This is a genomic window from Desulfosporomusa polytropa (assembly GCF_055380075.1).
On the sequence record NZ_AP042400.1, the window covers coordinates 4,060,341 to 4,076,228 of the forward strand.

16 protein-coding genes are annotated in these 15,888 nt (G+C 44.6%); 1 reads left to right on the plus strand and 15 read right to left on the minus strand.

What is annotated here, in order from left to right:
* Nucleotides 1-15 precede the first annotated feature (15 nt).
* The 15 genes from ACZ449_RS20700 to ACZ449_RS20770 form a co-directional block, all read right to left on the minus strand.
* Nucleotides 16-621 carry a tetratricopeptide repeat protein gene (locus tag ACZ449_RS20700; protein ID WP_464257947.1) on the minus strand — a complete coding sequence of 202 codons (606 nt, stop codon included), beginning with the start codon at nucleotides 619-621 and terminating at the stop codon, nucleotides 16-18.
* 122 nt (nucleotides 622-743) lie between these two features.
* Nucleotides 744-1,526 carry an ABC transporter ATP-binding protein gene (locus tag ACZ449_RS20705; RefSeq protein ID WP_464257948.1) on the minus strand — a complete coding sequence of 261 codons (783 nt, stop codon included), beginning with the start codon at nucleotides 1,524-1,526 and terminating at the stop codon, nucleotides 744-746.
* Nucleotides 1,527-1,550: 24 nt separating this feature from the next.
* Nucleotides 1,551-2,291: an energy transducer TonB gene (locus tag ACZ449_RS20710; RefSeq protein WP_464257949.1), complete on the minus strand. Its 741-nt coding sequence runs from the start codon at nucleotides 2,289-2,291 to the stop codon at nucleotides 1,551-1,553.
* Between the two features lie 5 nt (nucleotides 2,292-2,296).
* Nucleotides 2,297-2,692 carry an ExbD/TolR family protein gene (locus ACZ449_RS20715; RefSeq protein WP_464257950.1) on the minus strand — a complete coding sequence of 132 codons (396 nt, stop codon included), beginning with the start codon at nucleotides 2,690-2,692 and terminating at the stop codon, nucleotides 2,297-2,299.
* The gene (locus ACZ449_RS20720; RefSeq protein WP_464257951.1) at nucleotides 2,682-3,290 is read right to left on the minus strand and encodes a MotA/TolQ/ExbB proton channel family protein; all 609 of its coding nucleotides are present in this window, start codon (nucleotides 3,288-3,290) and stop codon (nucleotides 2,682-2,684) included. Before ACZ449_RS20720 ends, ACZ449_RS20715 begins: the two co-directional genes overlap by 11 nt.
* Nucleotides 3,291-3,322: 32 nt before the next feature.
* Complete coding sequence (gene tsaA, locus ACZ449_RS20725; RefSeq protein WP_464257952.1) at nucleotides 3,323-4,156, minus strand: tRNA (N6-threonylcarbamoyladenosine(37)-N6)-methyltransferase TrmO; 834 nt, start codon at nucleotides 4,154-4,156, stop codon at nucleotides 3,323-3,325.
* 32 nt (nucleotides 4,157-4,188) lie between these two features.
* Entirely contained in the window at nucleotides 4,189-5,277 is a 1,089-nt protein-coding gene (locus tag ACZ449_RS20730; protein WP_464257953.1) for a FecCD family ABC transporter permease, read from the minus strand.
* Nucleotides 5,278-5,328: 51 nt separating this feature from the next.
* Nucleotides 5,329-5,937, minus strand: coding sequence for an FmdE family protein (locus ACZ449_RS20735; RefSeq protein ID WP_464257954.1), 609 nt, complete (start codon nucleotides 5,935-5,937; stop codon nucleotides 5,329-5,331).
* A 17-nt stretch (nucleotides 5,938-5,954) separates the two neighbouring features.
* Complete coding sequence (locus ACZ449_RS20740) at nucleotides 5,955-7,076, minus strand: hypothetical protein (protein WP_464257955.1); 1,122 nt, start codon at nucleotides 7,074-7,076, stop codon at nucleotides 5,955-5,957.
* Nucleotides 7,073-8,080 (minus strand): radical SAM protein, encoded by a 1,008-nt coding sequence (locus tag ACZ449_RS20745; protein ID WP_464257956.1) that lies wholly within the window; start codon nucleotides 8,078-8,080, stop codon nucleotides 7,073-7,075. Before ACZ449_RS20745 ends, ACZ449_RS20740 begins: the two co-directional genes overlap by 4 nt.
* A gap of 46 nt (nucleotides 8,081-8,126) precedes the next feature.
* A complete protein-coding gene (locus ACZ449_RS20750; protein WP_464257957.1) occupies nucleotides 8,127-9,233 on the minus strand; it encodes an ABC transporter substrate-binding protein in 1,107 nt (368 codons plus the stop codon).
* 302 nt (nucleotides 9,234-9,535) lie between these two features.
* The gene (locus ACZ449_RS20755) at nucleotides 9,536-10,591 is read right to left on the minus strand and encodes a response regulator (protein ID WP_464257958.1); all 1,056 of its coding nucleotides are present in this window, start codon (nucleotides 10,589-10,591) and stop codon (nucleotides 9,536-9,538) included.
* Nucleotides 10,591-11,781: an HDOD domain-containing protein gene (locus ACZ449_RS20760; RefSeq protein WP_464257959.1), complete on the minus strand. Its 1,191-nt coding sequence runs from the start codon at nucleotides 11,779-11,781 to the stop codon at nucleotides 10,591-10,593. Before ACZ449_RS20760 ends, ACZ449_RS20755 begins: the two co-directional genes overlap by 1 nt.
* A gap of 41 nt (nucleotides 11,782-11,822) precedes the next feature.
* A complete protein-coding gene (locus ACZ449_RS20765; protein WP_464257960.1) occupies nucleotides 11,823-13,055 on the minus strand; it encodes a hybrid sensor histidine kinase/response regulator in 1,233 nt (410 codons plus the stop codon).
* Nucleotides 13,056-13,080: 25 nt separating this feature from the next.
* The gene (locus tag ACZ449_RS20770) at nucleotides 13,081-14,952 is read right to left on the minus strand and encodes an ATP-binding protein (protein ID WP_464257961.1); all 1,872 of its coding nucleotides are present in this window, start codon (nucleotides 14,950-14,952) and stop codon (nucleotides 13,081-13,083) included.
* A 469-nt stretch (nucleotides 14,953-15,421) separates the two neighbouring features.
* On the opposite strand from ACZ449_RS20770, the gene ACZ449_RS20775 reads away from it, so the two are divergent.
* Nucleotides 15,422-15,847, plus strand: a complete 426-nt coding sequence (locus ACZ449_RS20775) for a Fur family transcriptional regulator (protein ID WP_464257962.1) — start codon at nucleotides 15,422-15,424, stop codon at nucleotides 15,845-15,847.
* The last annotated feature ends 41 nt before the right edge of the window (nucleotides 15,848-15,888 follow it).

Genomic DNA, 15,888 nt, shown 5'->3' on the forward strand with positions numbered 1-15,888 from the left:
GAAGAACAAGAACAACTAGACATTCCCACCTAATGCTTGGATACGCTTTATAGCTGTGTCTCGATGATGCACATCTTCTAGCGGTACATTTTGCAACATGCTGCGATATGTCTCAATTGCCTCTTTATATAAATGTTGCTTTTCATAGGCTGTACCTTTGTTTAAATACCCTGCAGGATACTTAGGATTAAGCTCAATAGCTTTAGTACAGTCAATAAGCGCTAAATCATATCTGCCAGTTTTATTGTACATAAATCCCCGATGATCATAAGCTACCTCATAGGTAGGATCATTATATATAGAGAGTTGGTACTGTTCAATCGCCTTATCAGCTTCGCCTTCTTTCTCGTAGAGATACCCACGCTCCAAATAGGCGGCTGCGATTACTCGATTATAATCTTTGAGAGCTAAATCATATTGTTTTTGCACAAAGTATGCCTTACCGCGTTTATAATAAGCCAATGCATCATAAGGATTCTCGGCAATAGTGATAGTACAATCTGCAATGATTTGATCATTATCAACGGCGGGTTGTTTTTCGGCTGCAAGAACTACAGCACTCGGTATCACAAGACAGTACACTAGTAAAACGAGAGCAATAATAAACCATTGTTTCTTCACACGAAACGCCTCCCTAATCGATATACAACAAGAGCCTCGCTGTTATATTTATTTCCAAGGCAAATGTTAAGTTTTTATCTCAGCGGGTTAAAAACCCGTTATTGCCGGTTATTGCTACCGCCTTACGCTAATAGCGGCACGCAAACCTTCAGCTGTTTTGATACCCCGTCGTCAATATCGACGATCTTAACCCTCGTTGTATACAGATCGCTTAGAATACTGTCAGTAACAACCTCTTCCGGAGTACCCATTGCCGTAATCTTGCCGTTTTTCATAATCAACACTTTGTTGCACAACAAAAAAGCATGATTAGGAAAGTGCGATGTCATAATAATCGAATATCCCTGTTTTGCCAGTCTGTCAATGACACGCAGTATCCGAACCTGGTTCCCATAATCAAGGCTGGACGTCGGCTCGTCCATAATTAATAACCCGGCACGTTGCGTCAGCGCGCGGGCAATGAGTGTCAGTTGCCGTTCACCGCCGCTGATATGACTAAATAAACAATCAGCTAAATGCGCTATACCCAATTCCACTAGCGCCGCTTCCGCTAAAGCATAATCTTCGTCAGTAGGAACAGCCGTAAAGGCAATATGCGGTGTGCGCCCCATAACAACCATATCCAGCACCCTGTGCGGAAATACGGTTGTCGCCGCCTGTGGTACATAGGCCATATCACTAGCCAGCTCGCTTGCTGGTATATCACCGATTTTGCGGCCTCTAATTTTTATACTGCCTGTCCGCAGCTCGGCAATTCCTAGCAAGCACCGCAGCAACGTCGTTTTACCGGCGCCGTTTGGCCCTAAGAGACAAACAACATCTCCCTTACTGACAGAAAAAGAAAGATCTGTAAGTAACTCACCCGCTGATGGGTAACCAAAACTGATATTCTCTACTGCAAGCAAGTTTATCCCTCCCTCATGATTTATTTACCTAGTCAGCTTAAAGGAGACTGGTACTTTTACCCAGGCCGTCACCGGTTGACCATCTCGATAAGCCGGGTTAAAGCGCCATCGGTATAAAACCTCTTCTGCCGCCTGATCCAATTCATTATACCCAGAACTTTTGGCTACCTGGGCATCTGCCACTCGTCCCGAAGCTTCTACCAAAACTCTGACGATCACTCTTCCCTGCCATTTATTAAGTCTGGCCTCAGACGGGTATTCTGGCAAAGGTGCATCTATCACATACGGTTGGCTGTCAACTTCCTGTTCCGCACTCGGCGGCGCGGCTGCAGCCGCACTGCCCGACCCGCCGGTTCCCGTCACCCCTGTTCCTGTCACGTCGCCAAAACCGCCGCTTGTTGCTGTAACTGGCCCAGTCCCGCTCCCAGATGCATCTGCAACTGTAGTGGGAGCAGCATTCCTATCCTCACTTGCCGCAAAAACCGGATTTGTCACAGGTGCAGTGACTGATTCGGCAACATTGTTGATTATGCTACTACTTGGACGCTCGGCCACTGCTGGTGCAGCTTGGGCTTGAGCTTGAGCCGGGGCTTGGGGCTGCGCCAGTTTTGGAGCAGGTGGTGCCACTGCCAACTCGACTTCCATATATTCTATTTGAGGTTCCAGGGCTATTTCCCCCAATATTCCCTGACCCGCTACGGCTAGGCCTGCGATATGAAAGATAACAGCAAAGGCAAAGGCTGCCCACCATACGTTCGCCCGCATATTCACTATCTTCCTTTCTCTTCGATAGCTATCGCCAGCTTAGATACCCCGGCTTTATGGATTTCATCCATAACCTCCACCACTCGCCCGTGGCTGGTTTCCTTATCGGCCTGAATGGATACCGTATTTTTCCCCATGCCGCTTACCGCTGCTGCTAATTGCTCTTTAGCTACCGGCTGACCATTCACCGCAATCCGTCCATCCTTAGCAATTAACACCACAATCTGTTTTTCTGCCTGTTTTTCCGCAGACGCCTGAGGTAAATTTACAGCAAAGCCAGGATAGACGGTAACAAAAGCCGTTGTCATCATGAAAAAAATGACTAGCAGCATCATTACATCAACCATTGGCGTCATATCAACATGCACCCCAATTTGTTGCCGCCTCGGTCTATTGGCCACTGTCATTTCCCCCTTTTAGCAACAATGACTTGAATTCTTTCATTCTAGTCTCCAACATACACAGCCGCCGTGCCGACCAGTTGCGGTAATGATTATGACAGACAATACAAAATATCGTAACAAACAAACCGGCCGCCGTATTATATAAGGCTTCAGCAATACCCTCAGCCAATAATTGAGGATTACCTGCCCCGCTCATTGCCGCAACATGAAAGGTTTTAATCATCCCAAGCACTGTGCCTAATAAGCCAAGCAGTGGTGCAATAGTGGCAATTGTTGCTAATATGTATAAATATTTCTCTAACCGCAAACTCTCTTTATCCAGAACCACTTCGGCGGCAGCACTCATTTCATCACTTGCTTTCGTGCAGAAATCCTGCATGACAGCCCATAACCTTGCCAGCGGCCCGTCGCCATCGCCAAAAGGCCGGGTATTACCGGCGGCAACAGCCTGGCTTAACCCCGGCATATACTTACTGTCTTCCCGTTCTACCAAGCGGTAAAACCACCAACGCTGAATCGCAACTGTCATCGCCAGCAGCGAACAAGCAATAATGACACAAAACACGACCCCGCCCTTTGCCACGACGTCATACATACCGACCATCTCCTTAGCACTTACTGCAAAAATTATTCTTGGATGAACAGTTCCTGCTCTGACAACTGACTTACTGTGTTCAAATCAACATCTGGCCGCACTGTTAACGTGAGGTTCTTGCCGTTTTTCATCCACTGCACCTTGTTATAGAGTGGATTATTCTGGTATAAAAAGCGAGCAGGATTAGCCAGCCGCGCCCGGGTCAAGCCCTGGAGAACATCAGCCAGACACGCGTCTCCGTCTACCTTCAGCTTTAGATCTGGTGACTGAATTTGTCCAAAATGCGTTTCCGCCAGCAGTACCATCTTTACCGCCAGCTCTAAACCCAGACATGGTTCGCCATGATGCGCTAACGCCTGCTTATAAAATGACGCCTTACGCGTTTGGTATTCCCTTGGCGGCAAATATGGAGTTGTCGGGGAAAAAACAATATCTGCTTCAAAATACGGTTTTATATCCAGTACTAATGTCCCATCTACCGCGTCGTAATTATGCACATACAGCCGACCATTCTCAACTTTTTCCAATTTAACCAAAGTCAAGGCAATCGGATTGGGACGTGCCGCACTCCGCAGTCCAAAAACACCATGTTCCGGTAAATCCGGGTTAACTTTTGACGGTACAACCCGCAGCACCGACCTGTCAGCCTGCCCAAACCAACTCAAAATCCACAGGTGGCTATGATTACCAATGCGATACAACGCAGGCTGATATTCTGGCTTAATATGAATCACTGCTGCTACCCCGCCAAGCGGGACAGCCATGGTACTTTGCCAGGGGCTTTCCACATACCCTATCGGCTGAATAGCACTACCATCCGCTATCGTTATCTCATTCACAACTACACACCCCTTTTCTTGTGACAAGTAATAAACTCCATTTTTTTTGGAAAATGCAGTTACTCCCAGCCCTTTTTGGCTCTACCCAGTAGAAATACAAAAAAGGGCGCACCAATTAAAGACGTAAGAATACCCACCTGGATTTCCAGCGAAGCTATGCTGCGGCTTAAATTATCCATTATCAACATATACGTACCGCCGATGACCAATGACGCCGGCAGCACTATTGCAAAATTTGCCCCGAACAGCATCCTCGCCACATGGGGAACCAGTAAACCCACCCATTGGATAATGCCGCCGAGACTGGTGGCTGCAGCAGCCAGCAATGTCGCGCAAACCAATACCACTAAGCGGGTACGCCGGATATTAATACCCAACGTATGTGCTTCTTCTTCGCCAATACTAAGTACATTAATTTGCCAACGCATGAGATACAGTACTACCATCGGAACAAGTATGGGAACCAGCGACCATACTACATCTTGCTCCTTGACCTTCGATAGCCCGCCCATCAGCCAAAAGCTGATTTCCGGCAAAGTATTCATCGGATCAGCGAGATATTTTAGAACCGAAGTGAGCGCTTGAAAGAAGGCCGAGACCGCAATCCCGGCAAGCACTAATGAAATTATTGACTTATTGCCGAAATACGAGCTAACGGCAACCGCAATGAAAACAGCCACCATGCCAAAAACAAAAGCCGCTGCCTCCACCCATATCCAGGATAAGTGAAGAATCATACCCAGCACTGCACCAAAAGCGGCCCCCCAGGTAGCACCTAATAGGTGCGGCGCTACTAAAGGATTACGAAACAAATTCTGATAAGCTGCCCCGGAAACCGCCAGTGCCCCGCCCACCAGCAAGGCAGCTGCAATACGCGGCAAGCGTATTTCCAGTACAACCGTTTCCATGGTGTCAGTCCAAACCTGCGGCAACGCCAGCACCTTGGACCCGAGAATAGCCAACACCATATCGGGCGCAACCGGGTATCGCCCAATTAAAAAGGAACCGAAAAAGGCGATTACAAGCACTGCCAGCATTACCGAAACCTTTAACATCCCAACGCGCGTCCGCCGTGACCGCGTGCTAGCTCCGTTAATCCGGTCTGTCGGCATATTTGCCTGGCTCGTTGTTGTTAGGCCATTTCCCATATTCATCGCCTCCTCCTAGATACAATGTGTTACATTTATTTGCATTTGCAACTACCGTGTTACTGTTACTGCACAGGCAATACATGCGATCTTACCCTCACGCAGCCTTGTCCATGGTTCCATCACTTGTTCACCACAATACTCACAGCACGGCGAATTATAGATCATTTCCTTTTCCGGCAGAACGACAGTAACTGGTTCCACCTTCAGCAGCGTTTCGTCCGGTGCTGTCAGTATCTCCCGTATTCGCGCCTCACGCTCACTCTTATAGCGACGATACTCGTCATCTGACACCCTGCCGCTCATTACCTGTTTCGTTAATGCATCACTTTCCGCTGAATACTTGTGTGGCAATTGAATCACCCGTACGGCCTTGCCGCTTTGCCGACAGCCCACAGTAAAAGCCTGTTTGCCGGTAGAATGTATGTATAGCTTGCCCTTGCCAATGGTGCAGCCAAGCACAATCTGAAAGGGGTCGATTGTGCAACGATCACTTTCAGCAATTGTCACCAAATCACCCTCTTCCGGGTCCTGATACCCCAGCGCCGCCAGCGCTGCCTTGGCCAGACGATAGCCGGTGGCCAACCCCGGACATACATGCCCGTGAAATTCCACCACTTTTTTCCAATCTGCTGAACCTTCAAATTCCATTTTCATCATCCTCGCGCACCTATTTTTTATCGATGAATTACACCCATGCATCCCTGGTTAGCCAAATTTCTGGCAAAACATTCAATCGCAATGTCTGCGCCTGTCACTGTATGCATAAACATGCTCCGGTTTCCCACAGCAATACTCTTACCGCCAAACCGTTCTCCCATCGTACCGCCTGGCAACGAGGTAAAATACCCCGAAAAGGGATATCCCTTATTTTCATCATCTTCCAAATACGTTCTATTGCCGGGAGGATATGCAAAAACCTGATGTTTGCCTGTGCTTATAGTCAAAAACTGCGCCTCACCATTCTCGTAACCATACCAGCCTTTACCATTAGCACACGCAGTATAGGGCAGGCGGAAATCCCTGATTCCCACACCCTCGACTACAATGAGCGCCACTTTTTTTTCTTTTAAAATAGCGTCAATGCCGCCACTGATATCGGTGATGGACTTGACATCACCGAGTGCCGCCGATACCGGAATAAAATAATTATGGGATGGTATCATAACCGGCTGCCGCAGCAATGTCGACCTGAAGCAGCACCCCTCGCGGGCTACTGCCAGGTATTCCGGCAATCGGTCGGCATCTACCGGTTCCTCACTAAACAAAGACATAAATTCTTTTTTGCTAACCAACCTTTCAATCTCGGCAAGCTCCTGCAAATAGCGCATATCCGCCGGACTCATACCATAAAGTCCGGCATACCGCGTCAGCCAGTGGCTAGTAACCGCCAAGCCCTCCAGCCTGCTCAAATCGATATAATTATTTACCGGAATCATGTCACCTGTGCCCACAACCACCGGAAAAAATCCCGATTCGTCCCTAAATCGTTCCACTTCATCAAAAACAGCATCAATAAGCTGTTCACGCTTGGCCTCTCCGGGGCGCTCAAAGCGAAAAGAATAATACTGTTGTGCATAGACTAAAAAAACAAAATTCGGCTCATACCGTTCAACTAAATCTAATGCCGTATCGGTCACCCATTGGTTGCTCCGTTCATCGGTATCGCCGGGAAATGGATGCGCATTCAGTACCGTTTTTACCATCTTGATTTTCGGAGAATTATCCTGCCGTTTTTGCCCGGTCCTAAGATCAAACATATTCTGCCATTCTCTTGCATCAATAATTGCTAAGCTCATAGCTGTCCCCCTTGCGCATTCCACACAATGCGTTCACCATGCAGCTTAATCCTATAGTCACAGTCAGGACACGTCTTATCCTTGCAATTATAGCGATCCAGCTTATCACCGCCGCACCCTAAACTAAAACGTTCTATTACCACACTGCCACACTGGGGACAAAGCGTATTGACCCAGTCAGACCCAACAAAATTATGAAAATAAATATAAGGCAATAATCGGCGGCTTTTTTCCAGCGCTACATTTATTGCCTCAATATTGGGGTATTCGGCTTCCTTCATTTTGTATTCTGGTAACAGCCGAAAAACATGCCATGGGATTTCCCTGTCAACATCAGCCAGGAAAGCCGCAATTTGATCCAGTTCATTATCATTGACTGACTGTATTACCGGAGTTGTAACTTCCACATGGGTCATTGCTGCCAGTCTTTCAATATTTCGCAGTACAGGCTTAACCTCTGGAATTCCCAAATACTCCCGACAAAAATCAGGCGCCAACCCCTTTAAGCTCACATTAACAAACGAAAATACCGAGGCTAAAAGTTCTGTCGCTTCTTCCGTAGTATAAGCATTAGTAAGACAGCCCATTGGTATTCCTGCCAAGCGGGCCTCCTTTGAAACCGCCAGCAGCGAAGGCAGTGAAACAGCCGGTTCATTAACATTAAATATAATCGAATGACACCCGCGTTTAACCGCCATTTGGACAAGTTCTGCCGGACTAAACGCATACATTTTATTCTGAAGTGCAGCCGGCTCTTCTTTGGCAATAAACGCATTAACGCAGTACCGACACTTCATGTTGCACCCGGTTGTACCAATTGTCATACATCTACTGCCTGGATAAGCATGGTAAAACGGCACCGATTCAATCCGTGAAATATCATATGTGCACCACTTATGCGGAAAACGCTCTTGTATCACCCCGTCTTCTTCCTGATACATACGGCACACACCATAGCTGCCGCCGCCCAATTCACAGCGCCATTCACAATAATTGCACTTCATTTCAACCCTCTCTTTCTGCATGCTCCCTCGCAGGTACACATGTATTTCACTTTCTTTGCGTTCTGGCTGCCAACTCGTCTAACTCAGCCTCAGAAAGTTGGTAGTTATAAAACAATGCATAAAACCGCTTTACTTCAAAACGAAAGTCGAACGGATATACCTCAGGATACAACAAATTGGCTACCCATCTGATGCCGATGAGACGGCTTACCGCCGGTGGTCGGTCAAACCAGTTAAAGGGACCGGTAGGAATTTCATACACCCTGCGGTCTTGAACTGCCTTGATATTCTGCCACGCCTTGTCACTCATGATCGCCGGAAAACTACTGCTCTCGCCATCACGAAAATAACCTATTAATACTACCTCCGGATTCCAGGCCATCACTTGTTCAAGTGACACCGGACTGCGGCCAATTTTTCCACTGCTCGCTAAACCAGGCTCAGCAACATTTACCCCGCCGACGAATTCAATGATTTCGGCGTGCCACGAGCCGCGCGGCTCGGTTTCTAAACCACCGCGACCTTCTGCATAATAAACCGTCACCGGTTTACGTTCTGTGAGCAGCGCTTTTTTTTCGGCCACTATCCCGAAGGTCTCCCGGCAATAGGCGGCAAGCTCGGCCACCCGTTTCTCGCGGTCAAGTACCTTGCCAGCAACTACATAGGTCTGCTCCATATTAGTCATTTCTTTATCCAGCATGACTACTGGTATTTTTGTCAATCGTTCCAGCTCATCCGCGAAATTCTTATTGACCTGATTTATATCGTCCGCCATCAAGATAACGTCTGGCTTGATCTTCATAACTTCCTCAAGATTGCCAGTAGAACCACGAGAAATCCAACCCAAAACCGGCAGGTTCTTATAGGCTGGCAAAATATAGCCTGACTGATCAGCATCCATATGATAGCCCCAACCGGCCAAGAGTTCAGGATCAATGGTATAGAGGAGCACCGCCTCCAGCGGCGACACCGGATATACCTTCTGGATTTTTTGTGGTAATGCAACCTTACGGCCAGCCATGTCGGTAATAACTCTGCCACCATTTGCCTCGACTGCCACCTCAGAATGCACGCTATTTTGTTTCCCGCACCCTGCTAAAACAACAAGAATAAAGACAACAAGCACTATCCACGACAGACATCGTTTTCTCATATTTTCCTCCAACAAAAAATCACTCATCGGCCACCGCAATTGCTTCAATCATCATATTATTGTAATAAGTTACTTTTTTCCTTAATAGTCATATTACTACTAAAATAAACATAAATCAATATATTTTTATCTTTTTATTCACTTTAGTTCTGTTTAGTTCGTTTTTGTTCTGTTTATTTGTTTTGGTATTCACGGAATTAAGTCACTACATCTCACGAAATGTCTATTTTGAATACCGAACTATAATAAAACCAGGGCTGCTCCGAAAGAATAATCTTCGGAGCAGCCCTGGTTTTATTATACTAGCTCAATTGCCAAACCACTTTGGTTAAAATAAAATTATCGTCTGTTACTTTTGTTATAAGCAAAACATTATAAATTTTACCGATTTCATTAAGCAATGAACAACCTATTTTAAGTCGGCCTTGTTCCATAGGCAAAACCATCTGTGCTGGCTGCCTTAGACTAAATTCAACAAAAGGCGGCCCCTCATCCGACGTATTAACTGCCACATCACAGGCAAGTGACGACTGACTGTTCGGCGCAAGCAGATAAACAAGAATTTTAAAGGTCATTGCCAAAAAGCTAGGGTAACCGGCAAGCACTCTAGTATCCTGCTGCCTTTCGTCAAAAGCGTCAAAAGCAATTCGTCCACCACATTCCCTGTTAATACTGCCTAGCATCTCTGCTAGTGTTTTATTCTCACAAACTGTAGGCAATATGCCAATATACATCAGCTGAATTTCTTCGATAAGATCAACATACCTGTCGATTACTTCTCTATCGACTTCCGTCTTTCCCGATAGCATGCCATTTTGCCGTTTCCAAAAATCAAATATCCAGTGATTGAGCCGCTTTAAGTTAATTAGTTCTTTCTTTTCGTTTGCTTTTCTTTGCTCCAACTCGTGTAGTATTTTTTGGTAAACCTGATTTTTCTTCGCCAAGCTATTCTGCAAATTTTGACGCTCCAATTCCAGATTATACCTGTCAATAGCGCGCCGTATAGGCATAAGCAGTTCTTCCGCCATCTGCCAAGGTTTAGGAACAAATTGGAATATTTCCCCTTGATTTATTGTTGCTAACACCTGCGAAATCTGAGTATACCCGGAAAGAACCATTCGCATAGTGGCAGGGTATTGCTGCCGAATAATTTTAAGCAATGCTAAACCATCCATTCCCGGCATGCGCATATCAGTAACAATAACACTGATTTTGTGTTTTTCAAATACTTGTAACGCTTCTTGGGCACTGTTGGCGAAAATCGCCTTAAACTGTTCATCGGCAGTTACCCGGAAAATAGCATTCAGAATTGAGGGCTCATCATCAACAAACAAAACTGTATCTCTTTCGTTTTCCATTATACTCCACCCTTAGAACATTTTATTTCAGCAATCAGTTGCTCACAGGCCTGCTGCTTAATACCCAGAACAGAAAAAACTCGGTCGTCCAAACTACCTGCCAAAAAAGGCACGTTTTGCTTCCAGGTATAGTAATTGGCAAGATGAATAACACCAACCGCTTCCTTGCCCAGCACAGCCTGATGCAGCGGTTCCTGATAAAACAGAGCACACTCAACCGTAGCATACGGAATACTCCACCAATTCAGCAAATGTCCGCCTAACTGAGCATGAGTTATGCCGAATATTTCTTTTTCACCAGCAGCTAACAGCCCCTCGCCCTCCTGACTCTGAACTTTTTCAACAACACCTTTGTATTTATCCGGAAAATAATGCAGCAACATCAATAAGCCTAAGTTATGCAGTAAACCAGCAGTTGACAGGGTATCAGGTACTTTTTTCTTCAATAATTGCGAGTAAATATTGGTCATATACAAATTGGTTATCATGGCTTGGCGCGCCAACGAACTCATACTAAGTAACGGTACTTTACTATTGGTTGATTGAAACAAACTACAGGACAACACAATAGCTTTAATAACAGGTAACCCGAGAAAGGTAATCGCCTGCACAACAGAACCGGTTTTGACATTATAAAAAGCTGAATTCACTACCCGAAGGACCGAAGCTGTCACCGTCGGGTCAGTTTCAATTACCTTGGCAATCTCCTGGATATCAGCCTCCTGCTCAATCAGCTGGCTAATTGCTCCATAAATACCTATAACCACCGATAGGTTCCCCAGACCATTGACAATCTTCATCAAGGCTGGGTTGCTGATAAGCTGTCTAGCCTCAAATATTCTTTCGATTTTATTGACAAGTTCTTCGCCATCCCAGGGTTTAAACAAATATACACTACTCGAACCATCAATTAGGCTATTAAGAATTTCCTTTTCATCTGCATACCCGCTTAATATCAACCTGGTTGTCGCCGGATATAATTCTTTTACTCTTTTCAAAAATTGATGACCATCCATTCCTGGCATGCGCATGTCAGATACGACGATATCCACAGGGTTATCATCCATGATTTTCAACCCTTCTTCGCCGCTTTCAGCAACAAATAGTTCATAATCACAATCGAAAAACAACCGTTCAATAGATCGCAAAATAGATCTTTCATCATCAACAAAGAGAATCCGATTTTCCACAATACCACCTGCCTTCTCAAAATAATAGCCAAACCAAAGTTTTACACAGCTTCCTGCCAGGGGAGTTTGATAATAAAGGAAGCACCTTCTCCCCATTGGCTTTCTACCAAAAATTCTCCACTATGCTCTTTGATGATGCCATAAGCGATACTAAGCCCCAAACCGGTCCCTTTACCAACATCTTTCGTGGTAAAAAAGGGGTCAAAGATTCGGGCAAGATGTTCTGGCTTGATTCCTGGTCCATCATCGGTAATTTTACAGACAACATAATTATTTTCTTGGTAAACTTCAACAAGAATATTGCCCATCTCATCCCGGTTCTGGCTTTTGATTGCTTGCGAAGCATTACTGAAAATATTAATCAGCACCTGCGCAATTTGACCTTTATTACAGATAACATCAGGAACCGGACTAAGATTTTTTCTCAACTGAGCCGTATACTTGATTTCATTGCGCATAATTAACAAAGCTTCATCCACAATATCGCTCACAATATTTGTTGATCTTTCCGCTTCTGTTCCTATTCGGGCAAAATTGCGCAAGCTTTTGACAATTTGGGACACCCTGTTGATACCGTCTTTAGACTCAGTAATAATCGGTTCCAAATCGGCCAGCAGCATATTGATTTTTTGCTTTTTTTCTAATTCCTCAATCTGCTGCTTCTCCTGCAGCAAATCTTGTCTACTGCTATGTTCATCTGCAACAAGTTCCAGCAACTTTCGATAAGCTACAATCAGGTCTCGCAGTTTTACAGTATATTTCCCCATTGTCTCTAGATTACTGCTGACAAAGCCGATAGGATTGTTAATTTCGTGGGCCACTCCAGCGGCAATTTCCCCTAGCGAAGCCAATTTTTCCTGCTGAAGAAGATAAAATTGCGCCTCTTTTAGCTTTAATAAGTTTTTCCTTGTTTGAACGGCAGCTCGCATTCTTGCCGCAAATTCAGTCACATCAATGGGTTTGCCAATATAGTCATTTGCGCCAAACTCAAAGCATTGCCGAAAACTTTCTTTATTGGTCACGCCAGTAAACATAAGCACTTGTATCTCTTTATACTCTTCCTTGCTCCGAATTTGCTTCAACAGCTCGATCCCATTGAGTTTAGGCATGACAATATCCAGCAAAATAATATCAATAGGCGTTTGTGCAAGCAATGGTATAACCTCTTCCGGCGAAGTGCATAAGAGTACTTCCGCCTTCTCAATATTAGCTGTGATGATCTCTTTCGCAATGGCCAGATTAAATCGTTCGTCGTCAACAACCAGTATTTTCATAAACTCACCACCTAAGCCTTTCATTTTACTGCCGACAATCGTATGGGAGCATGATAAAAAAGGTAGTACCAATACCTTCCATACTGTCCAAAATAATTTTTCCCTGGTGTTTATTCACGATAATATCATAAGAAATACTAAGTCCCAAGCCAGTGCCTTGACCAACCGGTTTTGTGGTAAAGAAGGGATCAAATATATTGGGTTTGACACTTTCCGGTATGCCGATTCCGTCATCCTGTATCAAACAACAGATATAGTTTCCCTCAATATAAGTTTTAATTGTAATCAACCCTGCCGTTTCCTGTCCTTTGTCTTTTATAGCATAAGCGGCATTAATTATCAGATTAAGCAGTACCTGGTTGATTTGCCCACCCACCGCCTTAATTAACGGTATTTCAGCCAGTTCCTTCCTCACCGCAGCAATATACTTTATCTCGTTTTTAGCTACAATTAGTGAATTGCAGATGCCTTCATTCAAGTCATACTCTTCCAGCTTAGCCTGTTGGTCCACGCGCGAAAACAACCGTAATGCTTTAACAATATGACCCACCCGATCAATCCCTTCCCCTGTCTCTGTAAATATCGGCTCCAGGTCTTTAAGAATATGCTTCAGTTTTTTCTCTTTTTCTAAGGCAGTAATTTGCTCTGCTACTTCTTTAGCTGACGAATGTTGTTCAGTCATTACCTTGGTATTCAATTCCTGATAAGCAGCTATTATTTCTTTAAGCCGTACTACGTATTTCTGCAGGCTTTCAAAATTGCTGGAGATAAAACCTAACGGATTATTGATCTCATGGGCAACACCGGCGGCAAGTTGCCCAATGGATGCCATTTTTTCCTGATAGAAAATCCGGATTTGCGCATTTTTAAGTTCCCGCGTCCTTTGCTCCACCTTAAGTTCAAGATCATTCTGTGCTTGTACAAGACCTGCTTCTGCCCGCCGCTGCCTTAGCATAGATGCCAACAAAATGACAATGAAGATAAGGATAACCACCGTAACCAAGGTTGCCAGCAAACAATTATCCCAAACACGTTGATTAAGATTATGCAATACTTCAGATTCTTCGATGCCTACCACTACTACCAGCGGGTAATTGGATAAGGCCCGATAGCTGTAAATACGTTTAACACTATCAAGCGGGCTCATTTCGGTAAAATAACCAGTCTCCTTTGCCCTCAATTTTTGCATTAAGACACTGTTTGTAATATCCTTTCCCACACTGGAACTAAGCTGTCCTGACTGCCTGGCTTTCACAATACCATCTTGCCCAATGAGGGCAATGGATGAATTCTGTCCCAAATCAACGTCTTTATAAAATTCAGTAAAATAGAAGGGATCGACCGCTATCGCAACCACTCCGCCAAAGGAACCATCCGGCTTATTCACTCGCCGCGTCATTTGAATCCACCATTTGCCTGAGGGCTGCCCTGCTATCGGTTCACTAATAAACAGCTTCCTACTGTCACTTTGCTCATGAATACGAAAGTACTCCTGATCCTTTACATTTGAGGAAATAACTGACACTGGACTGCTATCTGCCAAATCACCATTTTCATCGATTATACTCAATTGAACAAAAGTCCGCGAGATAACCCTGCCATCACCAATGTTCTGAGCGATATTGACAGATTGCCCCTCTTTTTCATATTGATATTTAAGAAATAATAGGCTCTGGTCAGCTGCGGTGATGGTGTTTATGGTATGTTCCTCAAATACCCGGGCAAAATTAGCAGTTTCTTTCACCGCACTTTCGATATCCGTTTGACGTTCATTATGCACTTTGTAACCTAGGCCTAGCCAGATAAAGCAGAGCAAAAACACACCAAATGCTACAATAATTGTATTGATATTGCGAAATATCGGCAATTTCTCAATTAGTCTATTGTTTAGTAACAAACAAATTCACCCCGCCCTTCTATCACCCTATTAATAGACTAAACATAGCGCTAAGCAAACCTATTAAATACCGTATTTCCTTCGACACGCTACTGCTTTTTTCCTATTAAACCACAGTTTTACAGTGTTAATATTTTGAAAATTCCTATATTTTGCAGGCTCGATATTCTTCTCTCATCATATTTGATAAGAAAAGACTTGGCTTGTGCCAAGTCCCTCAGGACGGCCGAATTGCTATGCCATCCATGGCGCAATCGGCACTAGCACCATCCGGGTGCGTCGCCGGCAGAAGCCTTAGTCGTTCTTATGTCAACAGAATTTTGTTATAAATTCTGGTAGACTAAAAAAGTTAGCGACCGCTTTGTGCCAGCCGCTAACTTTTTCACCAATATTCCCATAAACCTTGCTCATTTTCTATTAAAATAGTAACATATAAATAATAATATTATTATTTGGGATGGTGTTATACTTGGAAAAAATCATCAAAAAACTTAAGGATAGAGGTTGCAAAATTACTCCACAGCGCAGAGCCGTAATCCAATCTTTGCTCAACTTTACTAAATTTCCTACTGCCTTAGAGGTTTTTAACGATATCAAAACAACCAATCCCGACGTGGGATTGGATACTGTTTATAGAAATCTCAATCTGCTTGTCGACATTGGACTTGTAAACCAGATTACCCTGGCAGGAAAAGATGTAAAAGTCTTCGAGCTGTCCATTGATGGCCACCACCATCACCTAGTCTGCCTCGGTTGTGGGCAAACAAATTGTTTGGATTATTGTCCGGTTGATGAGAAGAGTCTACAAACAGCCGCAGGCTCGGAATTTCAGGTTACCAGGCATTCTCTTGAAATCTATGGCTACTGCCAAAAATGTAAGAGCACAATAAAATAAAGATAACGCCAATCAAAAATTGCACTTGACTAGGAAAAAAT

Coding starts and splice junctions, on each gene's coding strand:
- ACZ449_RS20710 (WP_464257949.1), bottom strand. CDS start 2,291: ATGCGGGCGAACGTATGGTGGGCAGCCTTTGCCTTTGCTGTTATCTTT.
- ACZ449_RS20755 (WP_464257958.1), bottom strand. CDS start 10,591: ATGGAAAACGAAAGAGATACAGTTTTGTTTGTTGATGATGAGCCCTCA.
- ACZ449_RS20740 (WP_464257955.1), bottom strand. CDS start 7,076: ATGAGCTTAGCAATTATTGATGCAAGAGAATGGCAGAATATGTTTGAT.
- ACZ449_RS20765 (WP_464257960.1), bottom strand. CDS start 13,055: ATGAAAATACTGGTTGTTGACGACGAACGATTTAATCTGGCCATTGCG.
- ACZ449_RS20735 (WP_464257954.1), bottom strand. CDS start 5,937: ATGATGAAAATGGAATTTGAAGGTTCAGCAGATTGGAAAAAAGTGGTG.
- ACZ449_RS20745 (WP_464257956.1), bottom strand. CDS start 8,080: ATGAAGTGCAATTATTGTGAATGGCGCTGTGAATTGGGCGGCGGCAGC.
- ACZ449_RS20730 (WP_464257953.1), bottom strand. CDS start 5,277: ATGGGAAATGGCCTAACAACAACGAGCCAGGCAAATATGCCGACAGAC.
- ACZ449_RS20750 (WP_464257957.1), bottom strand. CDS start 9,233: ATGAGAAAACGATGTCTGTCGTGGATAGTGCTTGTTGTCTTTATTCTT.
- ACZ449_RS20720 (WP_464257951.1), bottom strand. CDS start 3,290: ATGTATGACGTCGTGGCAAAGGGCGGGGTCGTGTTTTGTGTCATTATT.